The organism is Mycobacterium sp. SM1 (assembly GCF_018361265.1).
Lineage (GTDB): Bacteria > Actinomycetota > Actinomycetes > Mycobacteriales > Mycobacteriaceae > Mycobacterium.
Genome location: NZ_JAFLNH010000004.1, coordinates 683202 through 706495, shown reverse-complemented (window position 1 = coordinate 706495; position 23294 = coordinate 683202). Strand labels below are relative to the sequence as shown.

The window sequence follows — 23294 nt, the reverse complement described above, 5'->3', positions numbered from 1 at the left end:
TGGTAAACACCGTGCATCCTCGAATCGCCTCACACCTCGAACGCGCCTTCAGAAACCTCTCTGAACAACGTTTTCGGGGTTTCCCCGTGGTCTGCTCCGGTATCGTCCACGACCCCGCTCTCGAACAGACATCGCACCGGGGCCGGGAGGGAAACGCCAGGGCCGCTTGGCCTCCGCTCGCGGCTGGCGCCCGGGAGTGCTCGGTGTTAAGCGGGCTCGCTACGCATCGAGCCGGGCGGGAATCGATTCCGCAATGCCGTGAGCAGGCGGTGCAGTTCTTCGATGCTCGTTGTCAGCTCGGTCAGGGGCTTAGGCTGCCGGTTGCCGCTGGTCTCTGCCCAACGGGCGACCGTGAGCATCGCCAGTTCTCGCAACTCGGCTATCTCGGCTTGCAGAATTCTCTCGAAGAGTCCCGCCTGCGCGGCGTCGGCGGGGTGTACCCGCCCGGTCGAGGCATCGAGCGCCGGGGGCTGCGGATGGCCGGCGGGACTTCTGGGCACTGTGGGGGACTTCGGTAAGCGGCCGGTCACCCGGCCATGTACCGGGCGCGCGATCATGCGTGGGGACGGTGTCGTAGGCATTGATGTGGTGTGTTGCATCATGAGAGGACCTCCCGACATGTCGACATCCATGAGACGCAGCCACGAAGTATCCATGCTCTAAAACCAAATGGAACGGTATCTCGTCTGCGCCGAACTGAACCGTCCAAACGACGTTGTTAACCCGATAGCCATCTGGGTCACACTGCGTTCACCGAATGGTCTTTTCATCGGGCTGTGCGAGCGAGAAGCATGAGATCGTTCTGCGCCGGTACGCCGGAGGCGCGACGAGCCGCCGCATGCTCACCCCCGAGCAGGTGAGTAGCCCCCGGGCTGCTCACCGGATCCGGCGGCCGTCGGCACCGAAAAAATGCAGATGCTCGGACTGCGGGCGAAGGCGCAGACGGCTGCCCCGCCGCGGCGGGTCGTGCCCGTCGGCTCGTGCCACGACGGGCCGATCGGGTGTGCCGTCACCAACGATGCGGCCATACAGGTAGGCGTCGGCGCCGAGCTCTTCGACCATGTCGACCTCCATTTCCACGCCGGTTACGCCCAGTTCGAAGTGCTCGGGCCGGATGCCGACAACCACCTCGCCGGTAGTGCTGCTGACGTCGCGAGGAACCCGAATTTGCCAGTCCCCCAAAGACGCTGATCCATCGACAACCGGCAACGTGAAGAGGTTCATCGCGGGAGAGCCAATGAATTCCGCGACAAACACGTTGACCGGATTGCGGTAGAGCTCCCGAGGTGCGCCGCACTGTTGCAGCATGCCGTCCCGCAGCACCGCGACCCGGTCCCCCATGGTCATGGCCTCAACCTGGTCATGGGTGACGTAGATGGTGGTGGTGCCCAGCCGCCGTTGCAATGCGGCGATCTGCTTGCGCGTCTGGACCCGCAGTTTGGCGTCGAGGTTGGACAGCGGCTCGTCCATCAAGAACGCCTTCGGGTGGCGCACGATGGCGCGGCCCATGGCCACCCGCTGGCGTTGCCCACCGGACAGATCTTTGGGTTTACGGTCCAGATACGGTTGCAGGTCGAGCAGGCGCGCAGCGTCTAGCACCCGTTTGCGCACCTCCGCCTTGGGCGTTTTGGCGATCCTCAGCGCAAACCCCATGTTTTGAGCCACGGTCATGTGCGGGTAGAGCGCGTAATTCTGGAACACCATCGCGACATCCCGGTCTTTGGGGTCGACGTCGGTGACATCACGCTCACCGATACGGATGCGCCCGGAATCCACCGGTTCCAGCCCCGCCACCAGCCGCAGTGCCGTCGTCTTACCGCATCCGGATGGTCCCACCAGAACGACGAGCTCTCCGTCGGCCACAGCGAGGTCCAGGCGGTCCAGTGCCGGGCGGTGCGTGCCGGGGTACCGCCGTGTTGCCTGCTCGAAGCTCACCGATGCCACCGAAGAACACCTATCACTTGCGAAATCTGCGCTTCCCGTGCCTATCCGCCGAGTCCGGTCACGGCGATGCCTCGGACGAAGGCGCGTTGGGCGACGGCGTAGACGAGGATCAACGGCACCAGGATCAGCATCGAGGCCGCCATCAAGACCGGCCACCTGGCAACGTATTCGCCGCGCATTCGGACCAGGCCGAGGGTCAGCGTGGCCAGGCTGTTTCGCTGGATCATCAACAGGGGCCACAGGAAATCGTTCCACATGCTGACCCAGGTGAGCACCGCGAGCACCATCACCGCGGGCTTGGCGTGGGGCAGCAGAATCCGCCAATAGATCTGCCAGGGCGAGCAGCCGTCGAGAATTGCGGCTTCCTCGAGATCGGCCGGAAGGGTGCGGAAGAACTCCCGCATGAGATAGGTGCCGAACGCGCTGCCAAACAGTCCGGGCACGATCATCGCCCACGGGGTATCGGTCCAGCCGAGGACTCGCATAAGAATGAACTGCGGGATCACCGTCACCGTCAGCGGCACCATCAAGGTGCCAAGGTACCAGATGAATAACGTGTCTCTGCCACGAAATTGCAACCGCGCGAAGGCATATCCAGCTAACGAGCAGAAGAACACCTGGCCGGCCGTCACGCACCCGGCATAGAGCATGGTATTGAAAAACATTCGCCAGAAGGGCATCAGGCGGAATACCTCGGCGTAGTTGGACCACTGCGGATGAGCGGGAAGCAGCGTCGGTTCGCTTATCTCGCCTTCTTTCTTCAAGGATCCCGAAACCGCCCACAGGATCGGGAAGAGCGCACACCAGGCTATGCCAATAAGCGCAGCGTAGGCCGCCAGGGCGCGCACGATATTGGCTTTGACTACACGCTCAGCTAAGCCCACGATTGGCCTCCCAGGAGCGGCGGTGCGCGAGACGCAGCTGTAGCACGGTTAACACCAGCAGGATGGCGAACATCACCCATGCCAGCGCGGACGCATATCCGAACTCCAAAAAAGCGAAAGCGTGCTGAAAGAGCATGATGCCCAATACATAAGTTCCGGTCTCCGGACCACCGTTGCCTCCAGTGAGGACATAGACCAGGTCAAAAGCCTGAAACGCGTGGATGATCGAGATGATCACGATAAATGACAATGCCCCGCGAATCAGCGGTATGGTGATGGAGACGAATTGCCGTAGTCCTCCGGCGCCGTCGATTCTGGCGGCCTCGTAAAGGCTCTCGGGAACCCCCTGCATAGCGGCGAGCAAGATGACAGTGGCGAAGGGCACGCTTCGCCAGACGCTGACCAGACACAGTGAGACCATGGCCCATTGGGGTTCGATCAGCCAAGGGATGGGCCGGATTCCCAGCCATCCGAGAATGATATTGAGCAGTCCGTTGTCGGTGTTGAAGACGAACTGCCATACCACCGCCATCACCACCGACGACACGGCGAGGGGCAGAAAGACAATGGTTCGAAAGATGCCGATACCCTTGATTTTCCGGTTTAGCATTTCGGCCACAACGAGGCTTATTAGCACCGTCGGCACAATCGTCCCCACAGTGAAAACCACTGTGTTGCGCACTGCGATGGGAAAAAGCGGGTCCGCGGTAAAGAGATGGCGAAAGTTCGCCAGGCCAACGAATTTCGGACGCGTGAAGAGGTCCCATCGCTGCAAGCTCATGTAGAGTGAGAATCCGAGCGGGAACAGCATAAACACGGCGACAGCCGCAAGATTCGGTGCGACGAAAAGCCGACCAGCCCACGCTCGACGTCCGGAAGCCTTGCGGCGCCGGGTAACCGCAACGCTGGGTTGGCCGCTCGGTGTCATGAGCCCCGCAGCACCTCATCGATCTCATGGGACAGCCCGTTGGCCAACGATGTGGCCGGGCGGGTGCCCCGCAGGACGGGCCCGAAATTACGGTCCATCAATGCGTTGACCATTTCCCACGCCGGGGTGATGGGCAGGCCTTCGGAGTGGGCCGGCCCGCCGGTCAGCACCGCGAGATTGGCGATCCTGCGATGAGCCTTGGCGAAGCCAGCCGAGTTGATCGCGGACTTAAGCACCGGCACGAATAGGCCGGATTCGCCGATCAATGCCTGCCCGACGGGTCCGGTGCTGAATTTCACGAACTCCCACGCCTGCTGCTTACGGCGGCTGCTCGCCGCGATGGCCAGCCCGGTGGTGCCGATGTTGGAACGCGCGCTCAGGCCCAGCCGGCGCGCGGACGGCCCTGTCGGCAGCACCGTGACGTCGAAATCCAGGCCCTGGGCCCGGTCGAATGTCTGATAGCGCCAGTGCCCGCCCAGCGCCATCGCCGCCTTGCCGGTGGAGAACAAGTCCATCGTGGACATCGACTGGGTCTCAGAGGGAGTCGGTGCGACCCTGTGCCTGGTGGCCAGATCGGCGTAGAACTGGACGCCTTCGATAAACGCGGGCTTGTCGAAATTCAGGTGCGTGGGGTTTACGCGGGGGGTAGACCACGGGACGCCGTTGTTCATGCCGAACAGCCCGGCCGAGTAGGCCGGTGCCCAGGTGTCGACGAATCCCCACTGGCTGGCTCTGCCGGACCCAGCGCGCTTGGTGAGGGCTTTTGCCGTGTCGAGGAATTCGGTGAAAGTCCACGGCTGGTCCCAGCTTCGGGGCGGGGGCGGCACGCCGGCCTGCGCGAAGAGCGCCTTGTTGTAGAACAAGAAGTTTCCCGACCACTGCTCCGGGAGGGCGTACTGCCCGCCGTTATAGGCGAACGTGGCATAGAGCGATTTGATGCTGTCGGCTTCCAGCTCCGCGGCAAACGCCCGATCGTGGGCCAGCATGCTGCCCAGGTCCAGCAGTACCCCGCGGTCGGCCAGCTCGGCGTAGGTGAATTCCCACGCCATCAGCACATCCGGGCATTTGCCGCCGGCGCAAAACGTCGAGATCTGCTGCATCGCTCCCGGCCCCGACAACAATGGCCGCACCTTGATGTCGGGATGCCGGCGCTGGAACGCCTCGATGACCCGCATCCGGGCGTCGGCTTCTTCCGGATTGGCCGCGAAGAAGAACGTCAGTGCGTCGTCTCCGCCGGCACAGCTGACAGCCCACGGCGCCAGTGACGCGGCGCCGAGCGCACCGGCACCACACAACAGCGTCCGCCGTCCGAGCGGCTTGTCGAGCATGGCGCTCCTACTCGTGACGTGTTCTACTCTTGGCGTGTTCGCGCCGACCATCGGGTGCTATGGGGCGTTTCATCCAGGATGCCCGCTGTGGCGGCGATCAGTGCGGCAGGGCGAGAACGGCGGCGCGGAGACGGGGTCTCCTCGGCGACCTGGGTGGCGCCCGGCGCCCATCAGGCACTGGGGACCACCGCGATGCCCGCCGCGCGCATCTCCTCGATGGCGGTTGCCGTTGACTCCTCCGCCGCCCCCGCCGTCAGATCCACCAGCACCCTCGTGGTGAAACCGGCCCGCGCCGCGTCCTCGGCCGTTGCGCGCACGCAGTGGTCGGTCGCGATGCCGACCACGTCGACGTCGTCGACCCCGCGTTGGCGCAGCCAGTCAAGCAGCGGCGTTCCCTGCTCGTCGGTGCCCTCAAAGCCGCTGTATCCGGCGCTGTAGGCGCCCTTTTGGAACACCGCCTCGACCCGGCGGGTGTCGAGGCCGGGATGCAATTCTGCGCCACGTGTTCCGGCGACGCAGTGCGGCGGCCAGGACGACGAGTAATCCGGGTGATCGGAGAAATGATCACCGGGGTCGATGTGAAAATCTTGGGTGGCCACGACGTGGTCATAGCCGGGAGAGCGAGCCAGATAGTCGTTGATGGCGCTTACTACTGCGCAACCCCCGGCCACGGGCAGCGCACCCCCCTCGCAGAAGTCGTTTTGGACGTCAACGATGATCAACGCGCGCATAGCGCCCACGGTATCGCCGACGGTGAGCTCAGGCGGCGAAGCCTCGACGGCGGGCTCTGGTGTCCACCGTCCACAGATGCGCGCACGTCGGACATTGCAGGTGCACCACGGCGGCATCGTTGCTGAGCAAATACTGCCAATGGGTGTGACAATTGCGGCCATGCCGGCAGTCGCGGCACTGCGCACCGTGATCGCAGTTTGGGCAGGCCAGCCAGGCACGCCGGCTCGGATCGGCGTCCGGGTCAATCGGGAGCATGATCCACCGCCCGATCCGGCAGCACCCCGGCCGTGACCAGGCGGTCATAGCAGCGCCGTTGCTCGGAATCCAGGTTGGAGTACAGCATGGCGTATGCCCGCTCCTCCTCGGCCAGCGCCCGGATGGGGTCCCAATCCTCGCCGATCGCCGCCAGCACAGCGCTGCGCCGCCGAAGCTCGTCGAGCGTCAGGTCGTAGGCGAATTCCCAGCCAGGCTGGTTGATCGGCACGGCAACTCCCGGGGGCACCTCGTATTACGTAGGCTAGGCTCTCCTAAAATAGGGCGGGGCGCAATGGCGTGCGTCACATAACGGGGATGAGATCGATCACTGCTCGTGCGGGCGGCGGGTCGTGCACCGGCGGCGCACGTGCGGGCGCCACCCGCCGCGCCAAAAATACAGCGCCCAAGAAACCGTGACCGTCGCGAACGCACCGGCCTGCACCGTGCCCACCCAACTGGCGGGATAAAGCACACCGGTTATGTAGTGGGCAATGAATCCCTGCGGCGGGAGCGGCGCCATCCCGGCCCTGGCGCGAGCCCAGCGCTCCAACCCGGTCAACGGACAGTCGAGATGCGCAATCGTCGTCACCATCCCCCAGCTCACCACTGCGCCGTGGAGCCAGAAAGTGCGCCGCCAGCGCAGGGCGATAAACCCGCCGCCGACGAGGTAACCGAGGAACGCAAAGTGGCTAAGCGCGGCTAGCGCGACCACGATCGCATACATCGGCGAGGGCCCTGCCAACCACGACCACGCCGGGTGGTCTGCACTACGAAACGGGCGATAGGGCCATGCTACCGGCCGCACCCCACGCGATCGCACCAAAACGGGCCGGCCAGAGCCGGGCATGGCCGCGGGCCTTTCCGGGCCGTCGCACTTCGGTCCTTGGGACGTGGCCGAACGGGTCAACCGGGCGGGCGCCGGTTAGCCTGACGGAATGCGAATCCCCGCCGTGCTGGGAGCGGTGTTGTTGTTGGCCGGGTGTGCGCACACCGTCAGCGACGGGTCTCAGCAAACCCGTACCCGCGCGCCGTCGACGACGGTGACCAGCGCCGCGCCGTCGGCAGCCAGGCCGCTCCCACCCTCGGGACCGCCGGGGCCGGGTACCCCGATTTCCGATGTCATCGCCTGGGTCAAAGCGGCCACCCCCGCCGATGCCGCCCGCTACCACAGCGCGACGCGTGAGGGCGCCACTACCGGGCTCGGTGATGACATCGCCTTCACCGCCCCAGGTGGCACAGTCGCCTGCATGACCGACTCCAAACACGCCAGCGGGACGTTATCCTGCCTCGTCGACCTGTCCAAGCCGCCGCCGCGGCCGCCGAACGCCTCCGGGGCGTGGAAAGGCGGCTGGGTCGACTTCGACGGCGCCAGCCTGCAGGTCGGGTCCGTCCACGGCGATCCGGGTGCGTTCATCTATGGTGAGGGCCCGGAGTTGCCCGATGGGCAGTCGCTGGCATTCGGCGACTTCCGCTGTCGCGCCGATCATGCCGGCGCGTTGTGCGTGAACTACGCCCACCGTTCGGCGGTGGCGCTTTCGGCTGCCGGTGTCGAGCCGTTCGGCTGCCTGCGGCCCGTGCCGCCGCCGGAGGATGTCGGCGCGAAATTCAGCTGTCCGTAGGGCCGCCAATAGCGCCTGCTAATTCCGCGTACTGCGGTGGCGCTCCGCGTCCGCCGGCGACGGGTTGTCTGCGGGAGCGAGTTGCAGCACCCGGATTTCCCCCGCGCCACCGTCCACCTCCACGAGTGCCCCCGGTGGCAGGCGCCGCGTGGCCCCCGCCGCGTCCACCACGCACGGAAAGCCGAACTCGCGGGCCACGACCGCAGCATGCGACATCGGCCCGCCCAGCTCCGTCACCACCGCGGCCGCATAGGAAAACGCGGCGGTGTAGCCGACATCGGTCACCTCAGCGACCAGGACTTCGCCGGGCTCCAGCTCGGCGATAGTCTCGGGCCGGACGATGCGCACCCGGCCCCGGATCCGGCCGCCGCATACGCCCAGGCCACGCAGGCTGTCCCCGACCGCCAGCACCGTGGCCAGGGTGCTGCCCGGCTGCCAGCTGCCACTGAAGACGGGCGGCGGAGCCACGCTTGCCAGCCTGCGCTGTTCGGCGCGGCGCCGGGCCACCAGATCCAAGACGTCGGGTGGCAACGCCTCAAGTTCGTCGACCAGCAGATAGAACACGTCGTCGACGGTGTTGAAAACACCGGAATCCGTTAGCCGGCGGCCGTATTCACGCAGCAGCCGCCGCAGCACCCAGATGGCCCGCACCATTTTGTCGCGGCGGACTTCTCGCTCGCGCAGCTGGCTCGCCGCCAGCAGGGCAATAGCCTTCGCCCGCAACGGAATAACCGGATGCTTGGGTGCCGGGGCGGCGGGAACGTCCAACGATTTGGCCACCATCTGAAGCAGCAACTCCGGATCGTCGACGTAGGTGGTCGCGGCCATCTCCACCTCCGCCGGGCCGCGGTGCCCGATCACCGCCAGCTCGGCGTGTAGGGCGGCATGAAATTCCGGTGCCTGCGCGGCCAGCGACTCGTTTAGGTGTTCGCCGGGATCGGTCAGCAGACGGGCCACCGCGGGGTCGCGTCGCGCCGCCTCCGCCAGCCGGTGCACCGCGTCCAGCGGGCGCGCGCTGACCAGCTGCGGGCCGGCCGGCGGCGCGGCGGCCCGACCCCAAACGCCGCGCAGCATCGCGTTGAACGCGGCGCACACCAGAAACGATCCCGCGGCCAGCACCCACCCGTGCACGACGTGGTCGCGGGCCAGCAAGATCAGGCTCAGCAACCGGTCTCGGCTCAGGGTGCTGACCTCGACGCCGGCGAGTTGTTCCAGGCGATCGACATCGGCGATGTAGTCCCGGGTGTCACGGGCCGCGCCGGCGGTGAGACCGGTCAGGTTGACGCCGAATACCCCGATGTTGCGGATGGTCCGCAGCGATGTGGCGGCCCGGCCGGACCGAGAGGGCACCCGCTGGTCGCCGAAAACCGGCAGCGTCGCGGCGCTGGGCCCGAAAAACCCGCTGTTGGCCACGATCGTCGCGGGTTTGACGAACGGCACGGTGGCCGCCATGAAGTGCGCGGAGGTGATGGCCCCATACAGTCGGTGCGCAAACACCGCGACCATCCGCATCGCGATTTCGCGCTGGATCAGCCCGCCGGGCCGCAGCCGCTCGGCGGTGAGCACGCCGGCGGCCCGCAACCCGCGGACGGTGACCGACGCCGACGACGGCGTGAACGGTCCCGGCAGCGCCTCCGACAAATTGGTGGCAAGAAACGTGGGAAAGCGTGGGTCGATCGGGGTGTCGAATTCGCCGTTGAGTCCGTCGGGGCCGGCGAATCGGGGCGGCACGCCGTCCGCGGCCGGGGCATCCACGGCCGGAACGTCCGGTACGCGGCGCAGCCGCCAGGGCAGCGAAACCACGCGTTTGCCCAGGCTGACCTGTCCCCGGACCGCCAGCGCGAAGTCTTCGGCGCATTCGGCCGCGTTCCACGCCGGCGTGAACCGCCACTGCTGGTGCAGCCGCGAACAATCCATCACGGGCGTCGACGACAACGCCGCGAGCTCGGCGATGACGCCGAATCGTCGCAGCGGTCCGATCAGGGGGGCGCCGAGCGGTATGAGCGCGCGCCCGACGGTGGTGGCGATACCGCGCAGCGTCAGCTCGCCCGGTGCGGCGAGATTGACCGGACCACTGGGCAGGCCGTGCTCAAGGATCGCGCGCCGCAATACTCGCCAGACGTCATCGGGATGCACCACCTGCACGGGTCGATCGGCGGTGCCGCCGACGTCGGGGAACACGGGGGACGCCAGCAGCCGGCGCACCCAATTGGGGGAATCGCGGCCAAGGATGAGCCCGCAGCGGACCGCCACCCATTCCGCGCCGGAGGCGGCCAGCAGCTGCTCAACGCGGGCATACGGGGAAGCCGGCATGGTCTCGTCGCGCTCCGTCCGCGGCCGGGTTGCGGGCGGGTGAGCAGCGTAGACGTGCGCCGCTGATCGGAACACGATACGCCTGGCTCCGGTAGCGGCCATCGCGGCAAGCACATTGGCGGTGCCGCCGATGTTGACCTCATGGCCGGTGCGCTCGGCTGCGCCGCCACGCCCCGCCCAGGCACAGTGCGCGACAACCTCTGCGCCCGCGATGGCACGCCGGACCTCGGCCGCGTCCCGAATGTCGCACTGCACGAATTCGACGGTGCCGGGCCAGCTGTCCGGCCGATGGCGCGCTAGCCCCACGACCTCGTGGCCCTGGCTTAGCAGGCGGGCGACGAGGCCGCGGCCGATTACTCCGCTCGCGCCGGTGACGGCGACTCTCACCTCTCGACCTCCGATGGTGTTTACTCCTCGTCGGTGTGCAGCGCAGCGTTGACCAAGTCGTCGAGGTCCATGTCCGCGATCTGCTCTTCGGTGGTCTCCGCTGCATCGGTGGTCTCCGGTGCAATGGTGTCCCCGGTTTCATCCGCCAGTTTGAGCAGCAGATCTAACACACCCGCCTGCCGCAAACGCTTCACCGGGATCGTGGCCAGCACGCGCTGAATCTCCTCTTCCCCGGGCGGAACGTTTTGCGCCTCCTGCGGTGCGGCCCCGAGAAGTTCTTGACGCAGGTAGCCGGCCAGGGCGGCCGGATTCGGGTAGTCGAAGATCAGGGTGGGTGAAAGTGCCAGTCCGGTGGCCGCCTTCAGTCGGTTGCGCATCTCCACGGCGGTCAGTGAGTCGAAGCCCAGTTCTTGGAAAGCCCGGTCGGGGTCGATGGCTTCGGGGCCGGTGTTGCCCAGCACGGTCGCGATGTGAGAGCGCACCAAATCCAGCAAGACAGCGTGCTGCTCGTCTTCGGGCAAACCCTCAAGACGTCGCAGCAGCGCGGATTTCGATTTTGCTGCGGCCAGCGAGTCGTCGACCTGGCGGCGCGCGGGCACACGGATCAGCTCGGTGAACATCGGCGGCAACGTGCCCGCGTCATACTTGGCGCGCAGCGCCGACAGGTCGATGCGCGCCGGCAGCAAAAACGCCTCCCCGGCGATCAGTGCGGTGTCGAACAACTTCAACGCCTCCGCTGAGGACATCGCCACGATGCCGTCGCGGCCGAACCGCGCGAAATCGGTGGTCCCGAGTCCGCCGGTCATCGTGCTGCCCTGCTGCCATAGACCCCAGGCCAGCGACACCGCCGGCAAGTGCTGGGCACGCCGATGCGCGGCCAGCGCGTCAAGAAACGAGTTGGCCGCCGCATAGTTGGCCTGCCCCGAGGAGCCCACCAGCCCGGCCATCGACGAAAACATCACAAACACCGACACATTCAGCTCACGCGTGAGCTCATGCAGGTTCCAGGCCGCATCCACCTTGGCCCGCAACACCGCGTCGACCCGCTGGGGGGTCAACGACGTCAACACCCCGTCATCGAGAACACCCGCGGCATGAATCACCGCCGACAACGGGCGCTCCGGCGGGACGGCCGAAATCACCTCGGCCAGGCGGTCCCGGTCGGCGGCGTCGCAGGCAGCCACCCGCACCTGAGCACCCGCGCCGGTCAGCTCGGCGACCAGCTCCGCCGCGCCCGGCGCGTCGGCGCCACGGCGGCTCACCAACAGCAGATGCCGCACCCCGTGGCGGGTCACCAGATGACGCGCCAGCGCCGAACCGGCCATCCCGGTGCCGCCGGTGATAAGCACGGTGCCCGCCGCCCACGCGCCGGGCATGCTCAACACCACCTTGCCGACGTGGCGGGCCTGGCTTAAATACCGCAACGCCGCCGGCGCCCGCCGGATATCGAACACGGTCACCGGCAACGGCCGCAGCGCCGCCGTGGCGAACATCGCAGCCAGCTCGCCGAGGATCCCCCGGACGTGGTCGGCCCCGGCTTCGAAGAGGTCGAACGCGCGGTAGCGCACCCCCGGATGCTGCTCGGCGACGGCGCCGGGGTCGCGGATGTCGGTCTTGCCCATTTCCAGGAACACCCCGCCGGGGGCCACCAGCCGCAGCGAGGCGTCCACGAACTCCCCGGCCAGCGCGTCAAGCACCACGTCCATGCCGCGCCCGGCGGTGACCGCCCGGAACTTGTCCTCGAATTCCAGGCTGCGCGAGTCGGAAATGTGGTCCTCGTCAAAACCCATGGCCCGCAACGTGTCCCACTTACCGCGGCTGGCGGTGGCGAAAACCTCCAACCCCCAATGCCGGGCCAGCTGCACCGCGGCCATCCCCACCCCCCCGGTAGCGGCGTGGATCAGCACCCGCTGCCCGGGCCGCACGTCGGCCAACTGCCGCAATGCATAGTAGGCGGTGCTGAAAACGACCGGTGCGGTGGCGGCTTCGGGGTGCGACCATCCCGCGGGGATTTTGACCAGCAGTCGTTCGTCGGTGGTCGCGATGCTGGCGGTGCCGTTCGGGAACAGTCCGGTTACCCGGTCGCCCATGGCGAATCGGCAGCCGTCCCCCCAGGTTTCCACAACCGTCCCCGAAGCTTCCACACCCATCGCCGCGTTGTCATCGGGGTAAAGCCCCAGGGTGATCATGACGTCGCGGAAGTTGAGGCCGATGGCGCGGATGGCCACCCGGACCTGCCCGGGCGCCAGCGGCGCATCCGCGCCGGGCACCGGCTCAAGCAGCAGGTTCTCGAAAGTGCCCGCGCTGGAAAGCCCCAGCCGCCAGGGCCGATCACCGTCCGGCGGCACCAACAGGTGATCGGCCTGCCGGCTGGGATGCACCCGCGCCACGTGCGCGACCCCACCACGCAGCACCACCTGCGGCTCCCCGGCGGCCAGAATCTGCGCCACAACGCCCTCATCAACGACCGCCTTGCCCGGCTGCCTCTCGGGCCCCGCCCCGGCCCGCGCCCCCGCCGGGCCGGGCGTGTCGAGGTCGGCGAGCACGATGCGGCCGGGATGCTCGGTTTGCGCCGAGCGCACCAGCCCCCACACCGCGGCCCCCGCCAAATCGGTGACATCCTCACCGGGTAAGGCCACCGCCCCGTGGGTGAGCACCACCAGCACCCCCTCGTGGTGGTCGGCCAGCCAGCACTGCAGCGCCGCGAGCACCTGATGGGTGCGCTCATAGACCCCGCCCAGCCCCTCGGCGGGCGGGCAGTCAACCACCTCGAACGCCACCGCGCCCGCGCTGCCGGCCGGCGGGGCCGGTGACCAGCGCAGCTCAAAAAGCCGATCCGGGCCCGCGGCCGACACCGCCGCCCGCAGCTGCTCTTCGGTGATGGGGCGGGCCCGCAGCGCCCCCACCGACAGCACCGGCAACCCCAGCTCGTCGGCGAGCTCCACGCTGACCGCCCAGGGACCCACCGGGGCCAGCCGCGCGCGCACCGCGGTGGCGCCCGCGGCGTGCAGGCACACCCCCTGCCAGGAAAACGGCACCACGACCGGCGCGTCGCCCCCGGCCAGCAGCAGCGCATGCAGCGCGGCATCCAGCAGCGCCGGATGGATCCCAAACCCCTCGGCCCCCCCGGCCGCCTCCGGCAACCGCACCTCGGCGAACAGCTCCTCCCCGCGGCGCCACAGCGCGCGCAGCCCCCGAAACGCCGCCCCATACCCATAGCCACGCCCCGCCAACCGCGCATAGCCCTCGGCGAGATCCACCGCGACCGCCCCCGGGGGCGGCCAGGCCGACACCAGCTCCCCCGGGCGCCGCCCCCGGGGGCTTAGCACCCCCTCGGCATGACACACCCACCCCGCCTCGGGGCGCTCCCGGGAAAACACCGCCACCCGCCGCTGACCACCCTCCCCGGGGGCCCCCACCAGCACCTGCAGCCCCACCGCGCCCGACTCCGGCACCCGCAACGGGGCGCGCACCGTCAACTCCTCCACCACCGGGCAGCCCACCTCATCCCCGGCGCGCACCGCCAACTCCACAAACCCCGCCCCCGGAAACACCCCCACACCAAAAACACGGTGATCCCCCAGCCAGGGCTGCCCACCCGGCCCCACCCGGCCCGTCAACACCACCGCACCCCCCTCGGGCACCTCGACCACCGCGCCCAACAGCGCATGCCCGCCCGCCTTAAGCCCCAACCCCGCCGCATCACCCCCGCCGCGCTCAGCAGACAACCAAAACCGCCGCCGCTCAAACGCATACGTCGGCAGCCCCACCAACCCCCCACCGGGCAGCACCGCCCGCCAATTCACCCCCACCCCCGCCACAAACCCCTGCGCCAAGGCACGTGTCAGGGCTATCGGCTCCGGCTGGTCTTTGCGCAGCGCGGAAATCGCCACCACGTCGACTCCCGGCAGCGCCGCTGCGATCGACGCCGTCAAACCACTACTTGGGCCGACTTCCAGAAAGCAATTCGCACCGGCTGACCGCGCAACAGCCACACTGTCGGCGAACCGCACCGTTTGCCGGATGTGACGCGTCCAGTAGTCCGCGGATCCGTAGTCATCGCCCGCCAGCTGCCCTGACACGTTCGACACTATCGGAATGGCGGGCCGCCCCACGGAAAGTCCGGCGGCGAGCGCTCCGAAGTCCGCAATCATCGGCTCCATCAACGGCGAGTGAAACGCATGAGAGACCGCCAACTTGTGGACCCTGCGTCCTTGGTCGCGGAACTTGTCGGCTATCGCGCTTACCGCATCCTCGGCACCCGAAATCACCAGCGAATCAGGAGAATTGATCGCCGCAATGCTGACTTGGCCATTCAGCAAAGGCTGTAGCTCGTCTTCGCCGGCCTGTACCGCGACCATCGCCCCGCCTCCCGGCAAGGCCTGCATGAGGCGGCCGCGGGCGGCCACCAAAACCGCCGCGTTCTCCAGTGAGAGCACCCCCGCGACATGGGCGGCGGTTAACTCTCCCACCGAGTGCCCCATCACGAAATCAGGCCGCACTCCCCATGACTCGAGTAGCCGGAATAGTGCCACCTCGATCGCGAATAGTGCTGGTTGGGCGAACTCCGTGCTGTTCAAAAGGTTTTCGTCATCACCCCACATGACGTCGCGCAGCGGGCGAAGCAAATGCCGGTCAAGCTCGGTCACGACGTTGTCGAATGCTTCTGCGAAAACCGGGTATGTGTCGCGCAATCCGATGCCCATGCCCAGCCATTGGCAGCCCTGGCCGGGAAACACAAACACCGTCTTGCCCGCGGGCCCCGCGGCGCCGCTGATCACCCCCGGGCCCAGATCCCCGCCGGCCAGCCCCGCCAACCCGCCCAGCAGCGCCTCCCGATCGGCGCCGAGCACCACCGCGCGCCGCTCAAACACCGAGCGCCCCGCCAGCGACCAGCCCACATCCAGCGGATCCAGCTCCGGGTGCGCGGCCACAAACCCCCCCACCCGCGCCGCCTGGGCGCAAAGCGCCCCCTGGGTCTTCGCCGACACCACCCACGCCAGCACCGGCGGGCGCCACGGCGCCGGCGGGCGCGCCGGCGCCGGCGGGGCCTCCTGGAGGATCACATGCGCATTGGTGCCGCTAATCCCAAACGAGGACACCCCCGCCCGGCGCACCCGCCCCCCCGCCGGCCACGCCCGGCCCTCGGTCAACAACTCCACCCGCCCCGCCGACCAATCCACATGCGGGCTAGGCGCATCCACATGCAACGTCGCCGGCAGCCACCCATGGCGCAACGCCAACACCATCTTCATCACCCCCGCCACCCCCGCGGCCGCCTGGGTATGGCCCATATTCGACTTGATCGACCCCAGCCACAACGGCTCCGCGGACTCCCCCCGATCCCGCCCATAGGTCGCCAACAACGCTTGCGCCTCAATCGGATCCCCCAACGTGGTGCCGGTGCCATGCCCCTCCACCACGGCCACGTCGGCCCCCGACAACCCCGCACCGGCCAACGCCGCGCGCACCACCCGCTGCTGCGACGGCCCATTAGGGGCGGTCAACCCATTAGAGGCCCCATCCTGATTGACCGCCGAACCAGCCACCACCGCCAACACCGGATGCCCCAGCCGCCGCGCATCCGACAACCGCTCCACCACCAGCATCCCCCCACCCTCGGAAAACCCGGTGCCGTCGGCCGCGGCGGCGAACGCCTTGCACCGCCCGTCCGGCGCCAACCCGCGCCAGCGGCTGAACTCCACGAAGATATCGGGTGTGGCGTTGACGGTCACTCCCCCCGCCAGGGCGAGGTCGCATTCACCGGAGCGCAGCGAGGCCACCGCCATATGCAGCGCCACCAGCGAGGACGAGCAGGCGGTATCCACCGACACCGCCGGGCCCTCCAACCCCAGCACATAGGCCACCCGGCCCGAGGCCACGCTGGAGGTCGTGCCGGTCAGGCGAAACCCTTCCACGGGCTGTGCGGACAACATGCCGTAGCCCTGTGCCATTACCCCGGCGAACACCCCGGTGGCGCTGCCCCGCAGCGATGTGGGGTCAATCCCGGCCCGCTCCAACGCCTCCCACGACAACTCCAAGAACATCCGCTGCTGGGGGTCCATTGCCAGGGCCTCGCTGGGCCCCACCCCGAAGAACGCGGCATCGAAATCGGCGACTCCATCAACGAATCCACCGACGCGGGTGTAGCACGTGCCCGGGACGTCGGGGTCGGGGTTGAACAGCCCGCCCAGATCCCATCCGCGATCTGTGGGGAACTCCGACATCACGTCGCGGCCCTCGACCAGCATCTCCCACAAGTCCTCCGGGGAACTCACCCCACCCGGAAACCGGCACGCCATCCCGATAATGGCGACCGGTTCGTCGCCGACTGTCCGTGCGGCAGGTACATGCGTGATTTCTTGTGGAACGCCAGCGAGTTCGGCGCGGATGTACTTAACGAGACCGTTAGGCGTTGGGTAGTCGAAGATCAGGGTGGGTGAGAGTGCCAGTCCGGTAGCGGTTTTGAGCCGATTGCGCAGTTCGACTGCGGTCAGTGAGTCGAAGCCCAGTTCTTGGAAAGCCCGGTCGGGGTCGATGGCTTCGGGGCCGGTGTTGCCCAGCACGATCGCGATGTGAGAGCGCACCAGATCCAGCAAGACCCGGTGCTGCTCATCCGCGGGCAACCCGTGCAAGCGGTGGGCCAGAGCGGATTTCGATTTGGCTGCGGCCAGCGAGTCGTCGACCTGGCGGCGCGCGGGCACACGGATCAGCTCGCTGAACATCGGTGGTGTCACAGCACCGCCGGACCCTAGTGCGGTCAGGTCGATGCGGGCGGGAATCTGCAACGGCTCACCGATAACCAGCGCAGTGTCAAACAACTCAAGCGCGTCCGCCGTGGGCAACCCCGAGACACCCCACCGGCCGAGGCGGGCGCGATCGGCGTCTGCCAACCCGCCGGTCATCGTGCTGCCCTGCTGCCATAGACCCCAGGCCAGCGACACCGCCGGCAAGTGCTGGGCACGCCGATGCGCGGCCAGCGCGTCAAGAAACGAGTTGGCCGCCGCATAGTTGGCCTGCCCCGAGGAGCCCACCAGCCCGGCCATCGACGAAAACATCACAAACACCGACACATTCAGCTCACGCGTGAGCTCATGCAGGTTCCAGGCCGCATCCACCTTGGCCCGCAACACCGCGTCGACCCGCTGGGGGGTCAACGACGTCAACACCCCGTCATCGAGAACACCCGCGGCATGAATCACCGCCGACAACGGGCGCTCCGGCGGGATGGCCGAGATCACCTCGGCCAGGCGGTCCCGGTCGGCGGCGTCGCAGGCAGCCACCCGCACCTGAGCACCCGCGCCGGTCAGCTCGGCGACCAGCTCCGCCGCGCCCGGCGCGTCGGCGCCACGGCGGCTCACCAACAGCAGATGCCGCACCCCGTGGCGGGTCACCAGATGACGCGCCAGCGCCGAACCGGCCATCCCGGTGCCGCCGGTGATAAGCACGGTGCCCGCCGCCCACGCGCCGGGCATGCTCAACACCACCTTGCCGACGTGGCGGGCCTGGCTTAAATACCGCAACGCCGCCGGCGCCCGCCGGATATCGAACACGGTCACCGGCAACGGCCGCAAAATGCCGTCGTTAAACAGTTGCGCGAGCTCGAGCAGGTACTGGTGCATGCGTGAGCGGCCCGGCTCGAAGAGGTCGAACGCGCGGTAGCGCACCCCCGGATGCTGCTCGGCGACGGCGCCGGGGTCGCGGATGTCGGTCTTGCCCATTTCCAGGAACACCCCGCCGGGGGCCACCAGCCGCAGCGAGGCGTCCACGAACTCCCCGGCCAGCGCGTCAAGCACCACGTCCATGCCGCGCCCGGCGGTGACCGCCCGGAACTTGTCCTCGAATTCCAGGCTGCGCGAGTCGGAAATGTGGTCCTCGTCAAAACCCATGGCCCGCAACGTGTCCCACTTACCGCGGCTGGCGGTGGCGAAAACCTCCAACCCCCAATGCCGGGCCAGCTGCACCGCGGCCATCCCCACCCCCCCGGTAGCGGCGTGGATCAGCACCCGCTGCCCGGGCCGCACGTCGGCCAACTGCCGCAATGCATAGTAGGCGGTGCTGAAAACGGCTGAGATGCCAGCGGCTTGGGCGTACGACCAGTTGGCGGGCATCCGCAGCAGCAGTCGGACATCCCCGGCGACCAGCGTGCCGCTGCCGTCGGGGAAGAATCCCATTACCGCATCACCGACCGCGAATTCGGTGACTCCCGGCCCGACCTCGACGACCACACCGGCGGCTTCGCCACCGAGCAGCGCCTCGTGGGTGAACATGCCCAGGGTGATCATGACGTCGCGGAAGTTGAGGCCGATGGCGCGGATGGCCACCCGGACCTGCCCGGGCGCCAGCGGCGCATCCGCGCCGGGCACCGGCTCAAGCAGCAGGTTCTCGAAAGTGCCCGCGCTGGAAAGCCCCAGCCGCCAGGGCCGATCACCGTCCGGCGGCACCAACAGGTGATCGGCCTGCCGGCTGGGATGCACCCGCGCCACGTGCGCCACCCCACCACGCAGCACCACCTGCGGCTCCCCGGCGGCCAGAATCTGCGCCACAACGCCCTCATCAACGACCGCCTTGCCCGGCTGCCTCTCGGGCCCCGCCCCGGCCCGCGCCCCCGCCGGGCCGGGCGTGTCGAGGTCGGCGAGCACGATGCGGCCGGGATGCTCGGTTTGCGCCGAGCGCACCAGCCCCCACACCGCGGCCCCCGCCAAATCGGTGACATCCTCACCGGGTAAGGCCACCGCCCCGTGGGTGAGCACCACCAGCACCCCCTCGTGGTGGTCGGCCAGCCAGCACTGCAGCGCCGCGAGCACCTGATGGGTGCGCTCATAGACCCCGCCCAGCCCCTCGGCGGGCGGGCAGTCAACCACCTCGAACGCCACCGCGCCCGCGCTGCCGGCCGGCGGGGCCGGTGACCAGCGCAGCTCAAAAAGCCGATCCGGGCCCGCGGCCGACACCGCCGCCCGCAGCTGCTCTTCGGTGATGGGGCGGGCCCGCAGCGCCCCCACCGACAGCACCGGCAACCCCAGCTCGTCGGCGAGTTCCACGCTGACCGCCCAGGGACCCACCGGGGCCAGCCGCGCGCGCACCGCGGTGGCGCCCGCGGCGTGCAGGCACACCCCCTGCCAGGAAAACGGCACCACGACCGGCGCGTCGCCCCCGGCCAGCAGCAGCGCATGCAGCGCGGCATCCAGCAGCGCCGGATGGATCCCAAACCCCTCGGCCCCCCCGGCCGCCTCCGGCAACCGCACCTCGGCGAACAGCTCCTCCCCGCGGCGCCACAGCGCGCGCAGCCCCCGAAACGCCGCCCCATACCCATAGCCACGCCCCGCCAACCGCGCATAGCCCTCGGCGAGATCCACCGCGACCGCCCCCGGGGGCGGCCAGGCCGACACCAGCTCCCCCGGGCGCCGCCCCCGGGGGCTTAGCAGCCCCTCGGCATGACACACCCACCCCGCCTCGGGGCGCTCCCGGGAAAACACCGCCACCCGCCGCTGACCACCCTCCCCGGGGGCCCCCACCAGCACCTGCAGCCCCACCGCGCCCGACTCCGGCACCCGCAACGGGGCGCGCACCGTCAACTCCTCCACCACCGGGCAGCCCACCTCATCCCCGGCGCGCACCGCCAACTCCACAAACCCCGCCCCCGGAAACACCCCCACACCAAAAACACGGTGATCCCCCAGCCAGGGCTGCCCACCCGGCCCCACCCGGCCCGTCAACACCACCGCACCCCCCTCGGGCACCTCGACCACCGCGCCCAACAGCGCATGCCCGCCCGCCTTAAGCCCCAACCCCGCCGCATCACCCCCGCCGCGCTCAGCAGACAACCAAAACCGCCGCCGCTCAAACGCATACGTCGGCAGCCCCACCAACCCCCCACCGGGCAGCACCGCCCGCCAATTCACCCCCACCCCCGCCACAAACCCCTGCGCCGCCGAGGCCAAAAACCGCCCCCACCCCCCGTCGTGGCGGCCCAAGGTGGGCAGCACCACCACCGCGCCGGCGCCGCCCAGGCAGTCAGCGGCGGTCTCTTCGATCCCGCTGATCAAGCCCGGATGCGGGCTGGATTCGATAAACCTGCGATAGCCCTGCGCGCACGCGCTGCGCACCGCGGCCTCAAACTGCACGCTTTGACGCAGGTTGCGATACCAGTAGGCGGCGTCTAACCCGGCGGTGTCTAACACCGCGCCGGTGACGGTGGAAAAAAACACCGTCCGCGACGAGCGCGCCTCAATGCCCGCCAACAGCTCCCCAAGCCGCCCGGCGATGGCCTCCACCGCCGCGGAATGCGCCGCGTAGTCCACCTCGATGCGCCGGGCCCGCACCTGGCGGGCCGCGCAGCCCCCCAGCAGCTCCTCTAGCGCCTCGGCCTGCCCGGAGACCACCACCGCCGAGGGCCCATTGACCGCGGCGATACCCACCCGCCCCCCCAGCGGGGCCAGCAGCTCACGGGCCCGCTCGACGCCGCACGCCAACGCGGCCATGCCCCCCGGCCCGGATAACTCCCGCAACAACTGGCTGCGCGCCGTGACCACCCGCGCCGCATCCCGCAGCGACAACCCACCGGCCACATACGCGGCGGCGATCTCCCCCTGGGAATGCCCGATCACCGCATCCGGGCGCACCCCGATCGACTCCCACAACCCCGCCAGCGCCACCATCACCGCAAACAGCGCCGGCTGCACCACATCCACCCGATCCAGCCCCGGCGCCCCCGGCGCCCCCCGCAGCACCTCAAGCAGCGACCAATCAACGAACTCCTCGAAAGCCCGCGCGCATTCCTCCAGCCGCTCCGCGAAAACCGGGGCGCACTCCAGCAACTCCACCCCCATGCCCAGCCATTGGCAGCCCTGGCCGGGAAACACAAACACCGTCTTGCCCGCGGGCCCCGCGGCGCCGCTGATCACCCCCGGGCCCAGATCCCCGCCGGCCAGCCCCGCCAACCCACCCAGCAGCGCCTCCCGATCGGCGCCGAGCACCACCGCGCGCCGCTCAAACACCGAGCGCCCCGCCAGCGACCAGCCCACATCCAGCGGATCCAGCTCCGGGTGCGCGGCCACAAACCCCCCCACCCGCGCCGCCTGGGCGCAAAGCGCCCCCTGGGTCTTCGCCGACACCACCCACGCCAGCACCGGCGGGCGCCACGGCGCCGGCGGGCGCGCCGGCGCCGGCGGGGCCTCCTGGAGGATCACATGCGCATTGGTGCCGCTAATCCCAAACGAGGACACCCCCGCCCGGCGCACCCGCCCCCCCGCCGGCCACGCCCGGCCCTCGGTCAACAACTCCACCCGCCCCGCCGACCAATCCACATGCGGGCTAGGCGCATCCACATGCAACGTCGCCGGCAGCCACCCATGGCGCAACGCCAACACCATCTTCATCACCCCCGCCACCCCCGCGGCCGCCTGGGTATGGCCCATATTCGACTTGATCGACCCCAGCCACAACGGCTCCGCGGACTCCCCCCGATCCCGCCCATAGGTCGCCAACAACGCTTGCGCCTCAATCGGATCCCCCAACGTGGTGCCGGTGCCATGCCCCTCCACCACGGCCACGTCGGCCCCCGACAACCCCGCACCGGCCAACGCCGCGCGCACCACCCGCTGCTGCGACGGCCCATTAGGGGCGGTCAACCCATTAGAGGCCCCATCCTGATTGACCGCCGAACCAGCCACCACCGCCAACACCGGATGCCCCAGCCGCCGCGCATCCGACAACCGCTCCACCACCAGCATCCCCCCACCCTCGGACCAGCCGACCCCGTCGGCTGCGGCGGCAAACGGCTTGCACCGCCCGTCCGGCGCCAACCCCCGGTGCCGGCTGAACTCGACGAACACCGTGGGTGTGGCGTTGACGGTCACTCCCCCCGCCAGGGCGAGGTCGCATTCACCGGAGCGCAGCGAGGCCACCGCCATATGCAGCGCCACCAGCGAGGACGAGCAGGCGGTATCCACCGACACCGCCGGGCCCTCCAACCCCAGCACATAGGCCACCCGCCCGGTCGCCACGCTGGAGGTCATGCCGGTCAGGCGGTAGCCCTCGATCTCCTCGGCGAGCATGCCGTAGCCCTGCGCTATCAGCCCGGCGAACACCCCGGTGGCGCTGCCCCGCAGCGATGTGGGGTCAATCCCGGCCCGCTCCAACGCCTCCCACGACAACTCCAGCAGCATCCGATGCTGCGGGTCGGTCGCGAGCGCCTCGGCCGGCGACACCCCGAAAAAGGCGGCGTCAAAACCCGCGACGTCATCGACAAACCCCCCGTGGCGGGTGTAGGACGTGCCCGGGACGTCGGGGTCGGGGTTGAACAGCCCGCCCAGATCCCATCCGCGATCTGTGGGGAACTCCGACATCACGTCGCGGCCCTCGACCAGCATCTCCCACAGGTCCTCCGGGGAACTCACGCCACCCGGAAACCGGCACGCCATCCCGATAATGGCGACCGGTTCGCTCGACCGTTCCAGCAGCGCGCGGTTCTTGCGCTTCAGCCGCTCGATTTGCACCAGCGATTTCCGCAGCGCCTCGGTCACATGCTGGAGTTGATCAACCATGTCGCTACCCTTCGCCTGGCGTTGGTCGTCTCGGAACGCCGAATGCGGCTCTCGCCGAGTCATTGAAGTTGCTGCACCACGTGACGACGTAGGCTGCCTGCTGCTCAGCCCGAGAACGTCGGTGGTTGAGTATGGCCAACTTGGGCGGGATTGCCAAAACCAAAACTGCTTACCAAAACGCGCAATGCTCCCGATTTAGCACCTTTAGCACCCGACTACGTTGCGCCGCGCCGACTGGCCCAGCCCGTTCGCACCCCGGGTTGTCAGCGGGTCCCGGTGCCGCCTGTGGTCCATGGCGCGACTGTACCTGCCGGCCTCCGGCGAGCACGAGGGGCGTCACTCCGCCCGTATCGGACGTG

General features: G+C 68.8%; 11 protein-coding genes. 1 reads left to right on the top strand and 10 read right to left on the bottom strand.

The genetic code is table 11. The features are described from left to right. Positions 1-206 precede the first annotated feature (206 nt). From MSM1_RS19885 to MSM1_RS19850, 8 genes are all read right to left on the bottom strand, one after another. Positions 207-557, bottom strand: a complete 351-nt coding sequence (locus MSM1_RS19885) for a hypothetical protein (protein ID WP_213445614.1) — start codon at positions 555-557, stop codon at positions 207-209. A 319-nt stretch (positions 558-876) separates the two neighbouring features. Further along, positions 877-1944: an ABC transporter ATP-binding protein gene (locus MSM1_RS19880; RefSeq protein ID WP_213445612.1), complete on the bottom strand. Its 1068-nt coding sequence runs from the start codon at positions 1942-1944 to the stop codon at positions 877-879. 41 nt (positions 1945-1985) lie between these two features. Continuing rightward, positions 1986-2828 (bottom strand): carbohydrate ABC transporter permease, encoded by an 843-nt coding sequence (locus MSM1_RS19875; protein WP_213445610.1) that lies wholly within the window; start codon positions 2826-2828, stop codon positions 1986-1988. Then, a complete protein-coding gene (locus tag MSM1_RS19870; RefSeq protein WP_213445607.1) occupies positions 2815-3756 on the bottom strand; it encodes a carbohydrate ABC transporter permease in 942 nt (313 codons plus the stop codon). Before MSM1_RS19870 ends, MSM1_RS19875 begins: the two co-directional genes overlap by 14 nt. After that, entirely contained in the window at positions 3753-5084 is a 1332-nt protein-coding gene (locus MSM1_RS19865; protein ID WP_213445604.1) for a sugar ABC transporter substrate-binding protein, read from the bottom strand. Before MSM1_RS19865 ends, MSM1_RS19870 begins: the two co-directional genes overlap by 4 nt. A 170-nt stretch (positions 5085-5254) precedes the next feature. Next, complete coding sequence (gene pncA / locus MSM1_RS19860) at positions 5255-5815, bottom strand: pyrazinamidase PncA (protein ID WP_213445602.1); 561 nt, start codon at positions 5813-5815, stop codon at positions 5255-5257. Positions 5816-6057: 242 nt separating this feature from the next. Continuing rightward, on the bottom strand, positions 6058-6318 hold the full coding sequence (locus MSM1_RS19855) for a DUF6400 family protein (protein ID WP_307857449.1): 261 nt from the start codon (positions 6316-6318) through the stop codon (positions 6058-6060). 78 nt (positions 6319-6396) lie between these two features. Beyond that, entirely contained in the window at positions 6397-6795 is a 399-nt protein-coding gene (locus MSM1_RS19850) for a DUF2784 domain-containing protein (RefSeq protein WP_213445599.1), read from the bottom strand. 211 nt (positions 6796-7006) lie between these two features. On the opposite strand from MSM1_RS19850, the gene MSM1_RS19845 reads away from it, so the two are divergent. Next, positions 7007-7690: a hypothetical protein gene (locus MSM1_RS19845; protein ID WP_213445597.1), complete on the top strand. Its 684-nt coding sequence runs from the start codon at positions 7007-7009 to the stop codon at positions 7688-7690. Positions 7691-7708: 18 nt separating this feature from the next. Here MSM1_RS19845 and MSM1_RS19840 read toward each other — a convergent pair whose 3' ends face one another. After that, positions 7709-10390, bottom strand: a complete 2682-nt coding sequence (locus MSM1_RS19840; RefSeq protein WP_213445595.1) for an NAD-dependent epimerase/dehydratase family protein — start codon at positions 10388-10390, stop codon at positions 7709-7711. 20 nt (positions 10391-10410) lie between these two features. Then, on the bottom strand, positions 10411-22935 hold the full coding sequence (locus MSM1_RS19835; protein WP_213445592.1) for a type I polyketide synthase: 12525 nt from the start codon (positions 22933-22935) through the stop codon (positions 10411-10413). Positions 22936-23294: the final 359 nt, after the last annotated feature.

What these genes read in the sequence shown, in the direction of transcription:
- MSM1_RS19850 (WP_213445599.1), bottom strand. Translation starts at nt 6,795, where the DNA reads ATGTATGCGATCGTGGTCGCGCTAGCCGCGCTTAGCCACTTTGCGTTC.
- pncA (WP_213445602.1), bottom strand. Translation starts at nt 5,815, where the DNA reads ATGCGCGCGTTGATCATCGTTGACGTCCAAAACGACTTCTGCGAGGGG.
- MSM1_RS19845 (WP_213445597.1), top strand. Translation starts at nt 7,007, where the DNA reads ATGCGAATCCCCGCCGTGCTGGGAGCGGTGTTGTTGTTGGCCGGGTGT.
- MSM1_RS19870 (WP_213445607.1), bottom strand. Translation starts at nt 3,756, where the DNA reads ATGACACCGAGCGGCCAACCCAGCGTTGCGGTTACCCGGCGCCGCAAG.
- MSM1_RS19885 (WP_213445614.1), bottom strand. Translation starts at nt 557, where the DNA reads ATGATCGCGCGCCCGGTACATGGCCGGGTGACCGGCCGCTTACCGAAG.
- MSM1_RS19865 (WP_213445604.1), bottom strand. Translation starts at nt 5,084, where the DNA reads ATGCTCGACAAGCCGCTCGGACGGCGGACGCTGTTGTGTGGTGCCGGT.
- MSM1_RS19835 (WP_213445592.1), bottom strand. Translation starts at nt 22,935, where the DNA reads ATGGTTGATCAACTCCAGCATGTGACCGAGGCGCTGCGGAAATCGCTG.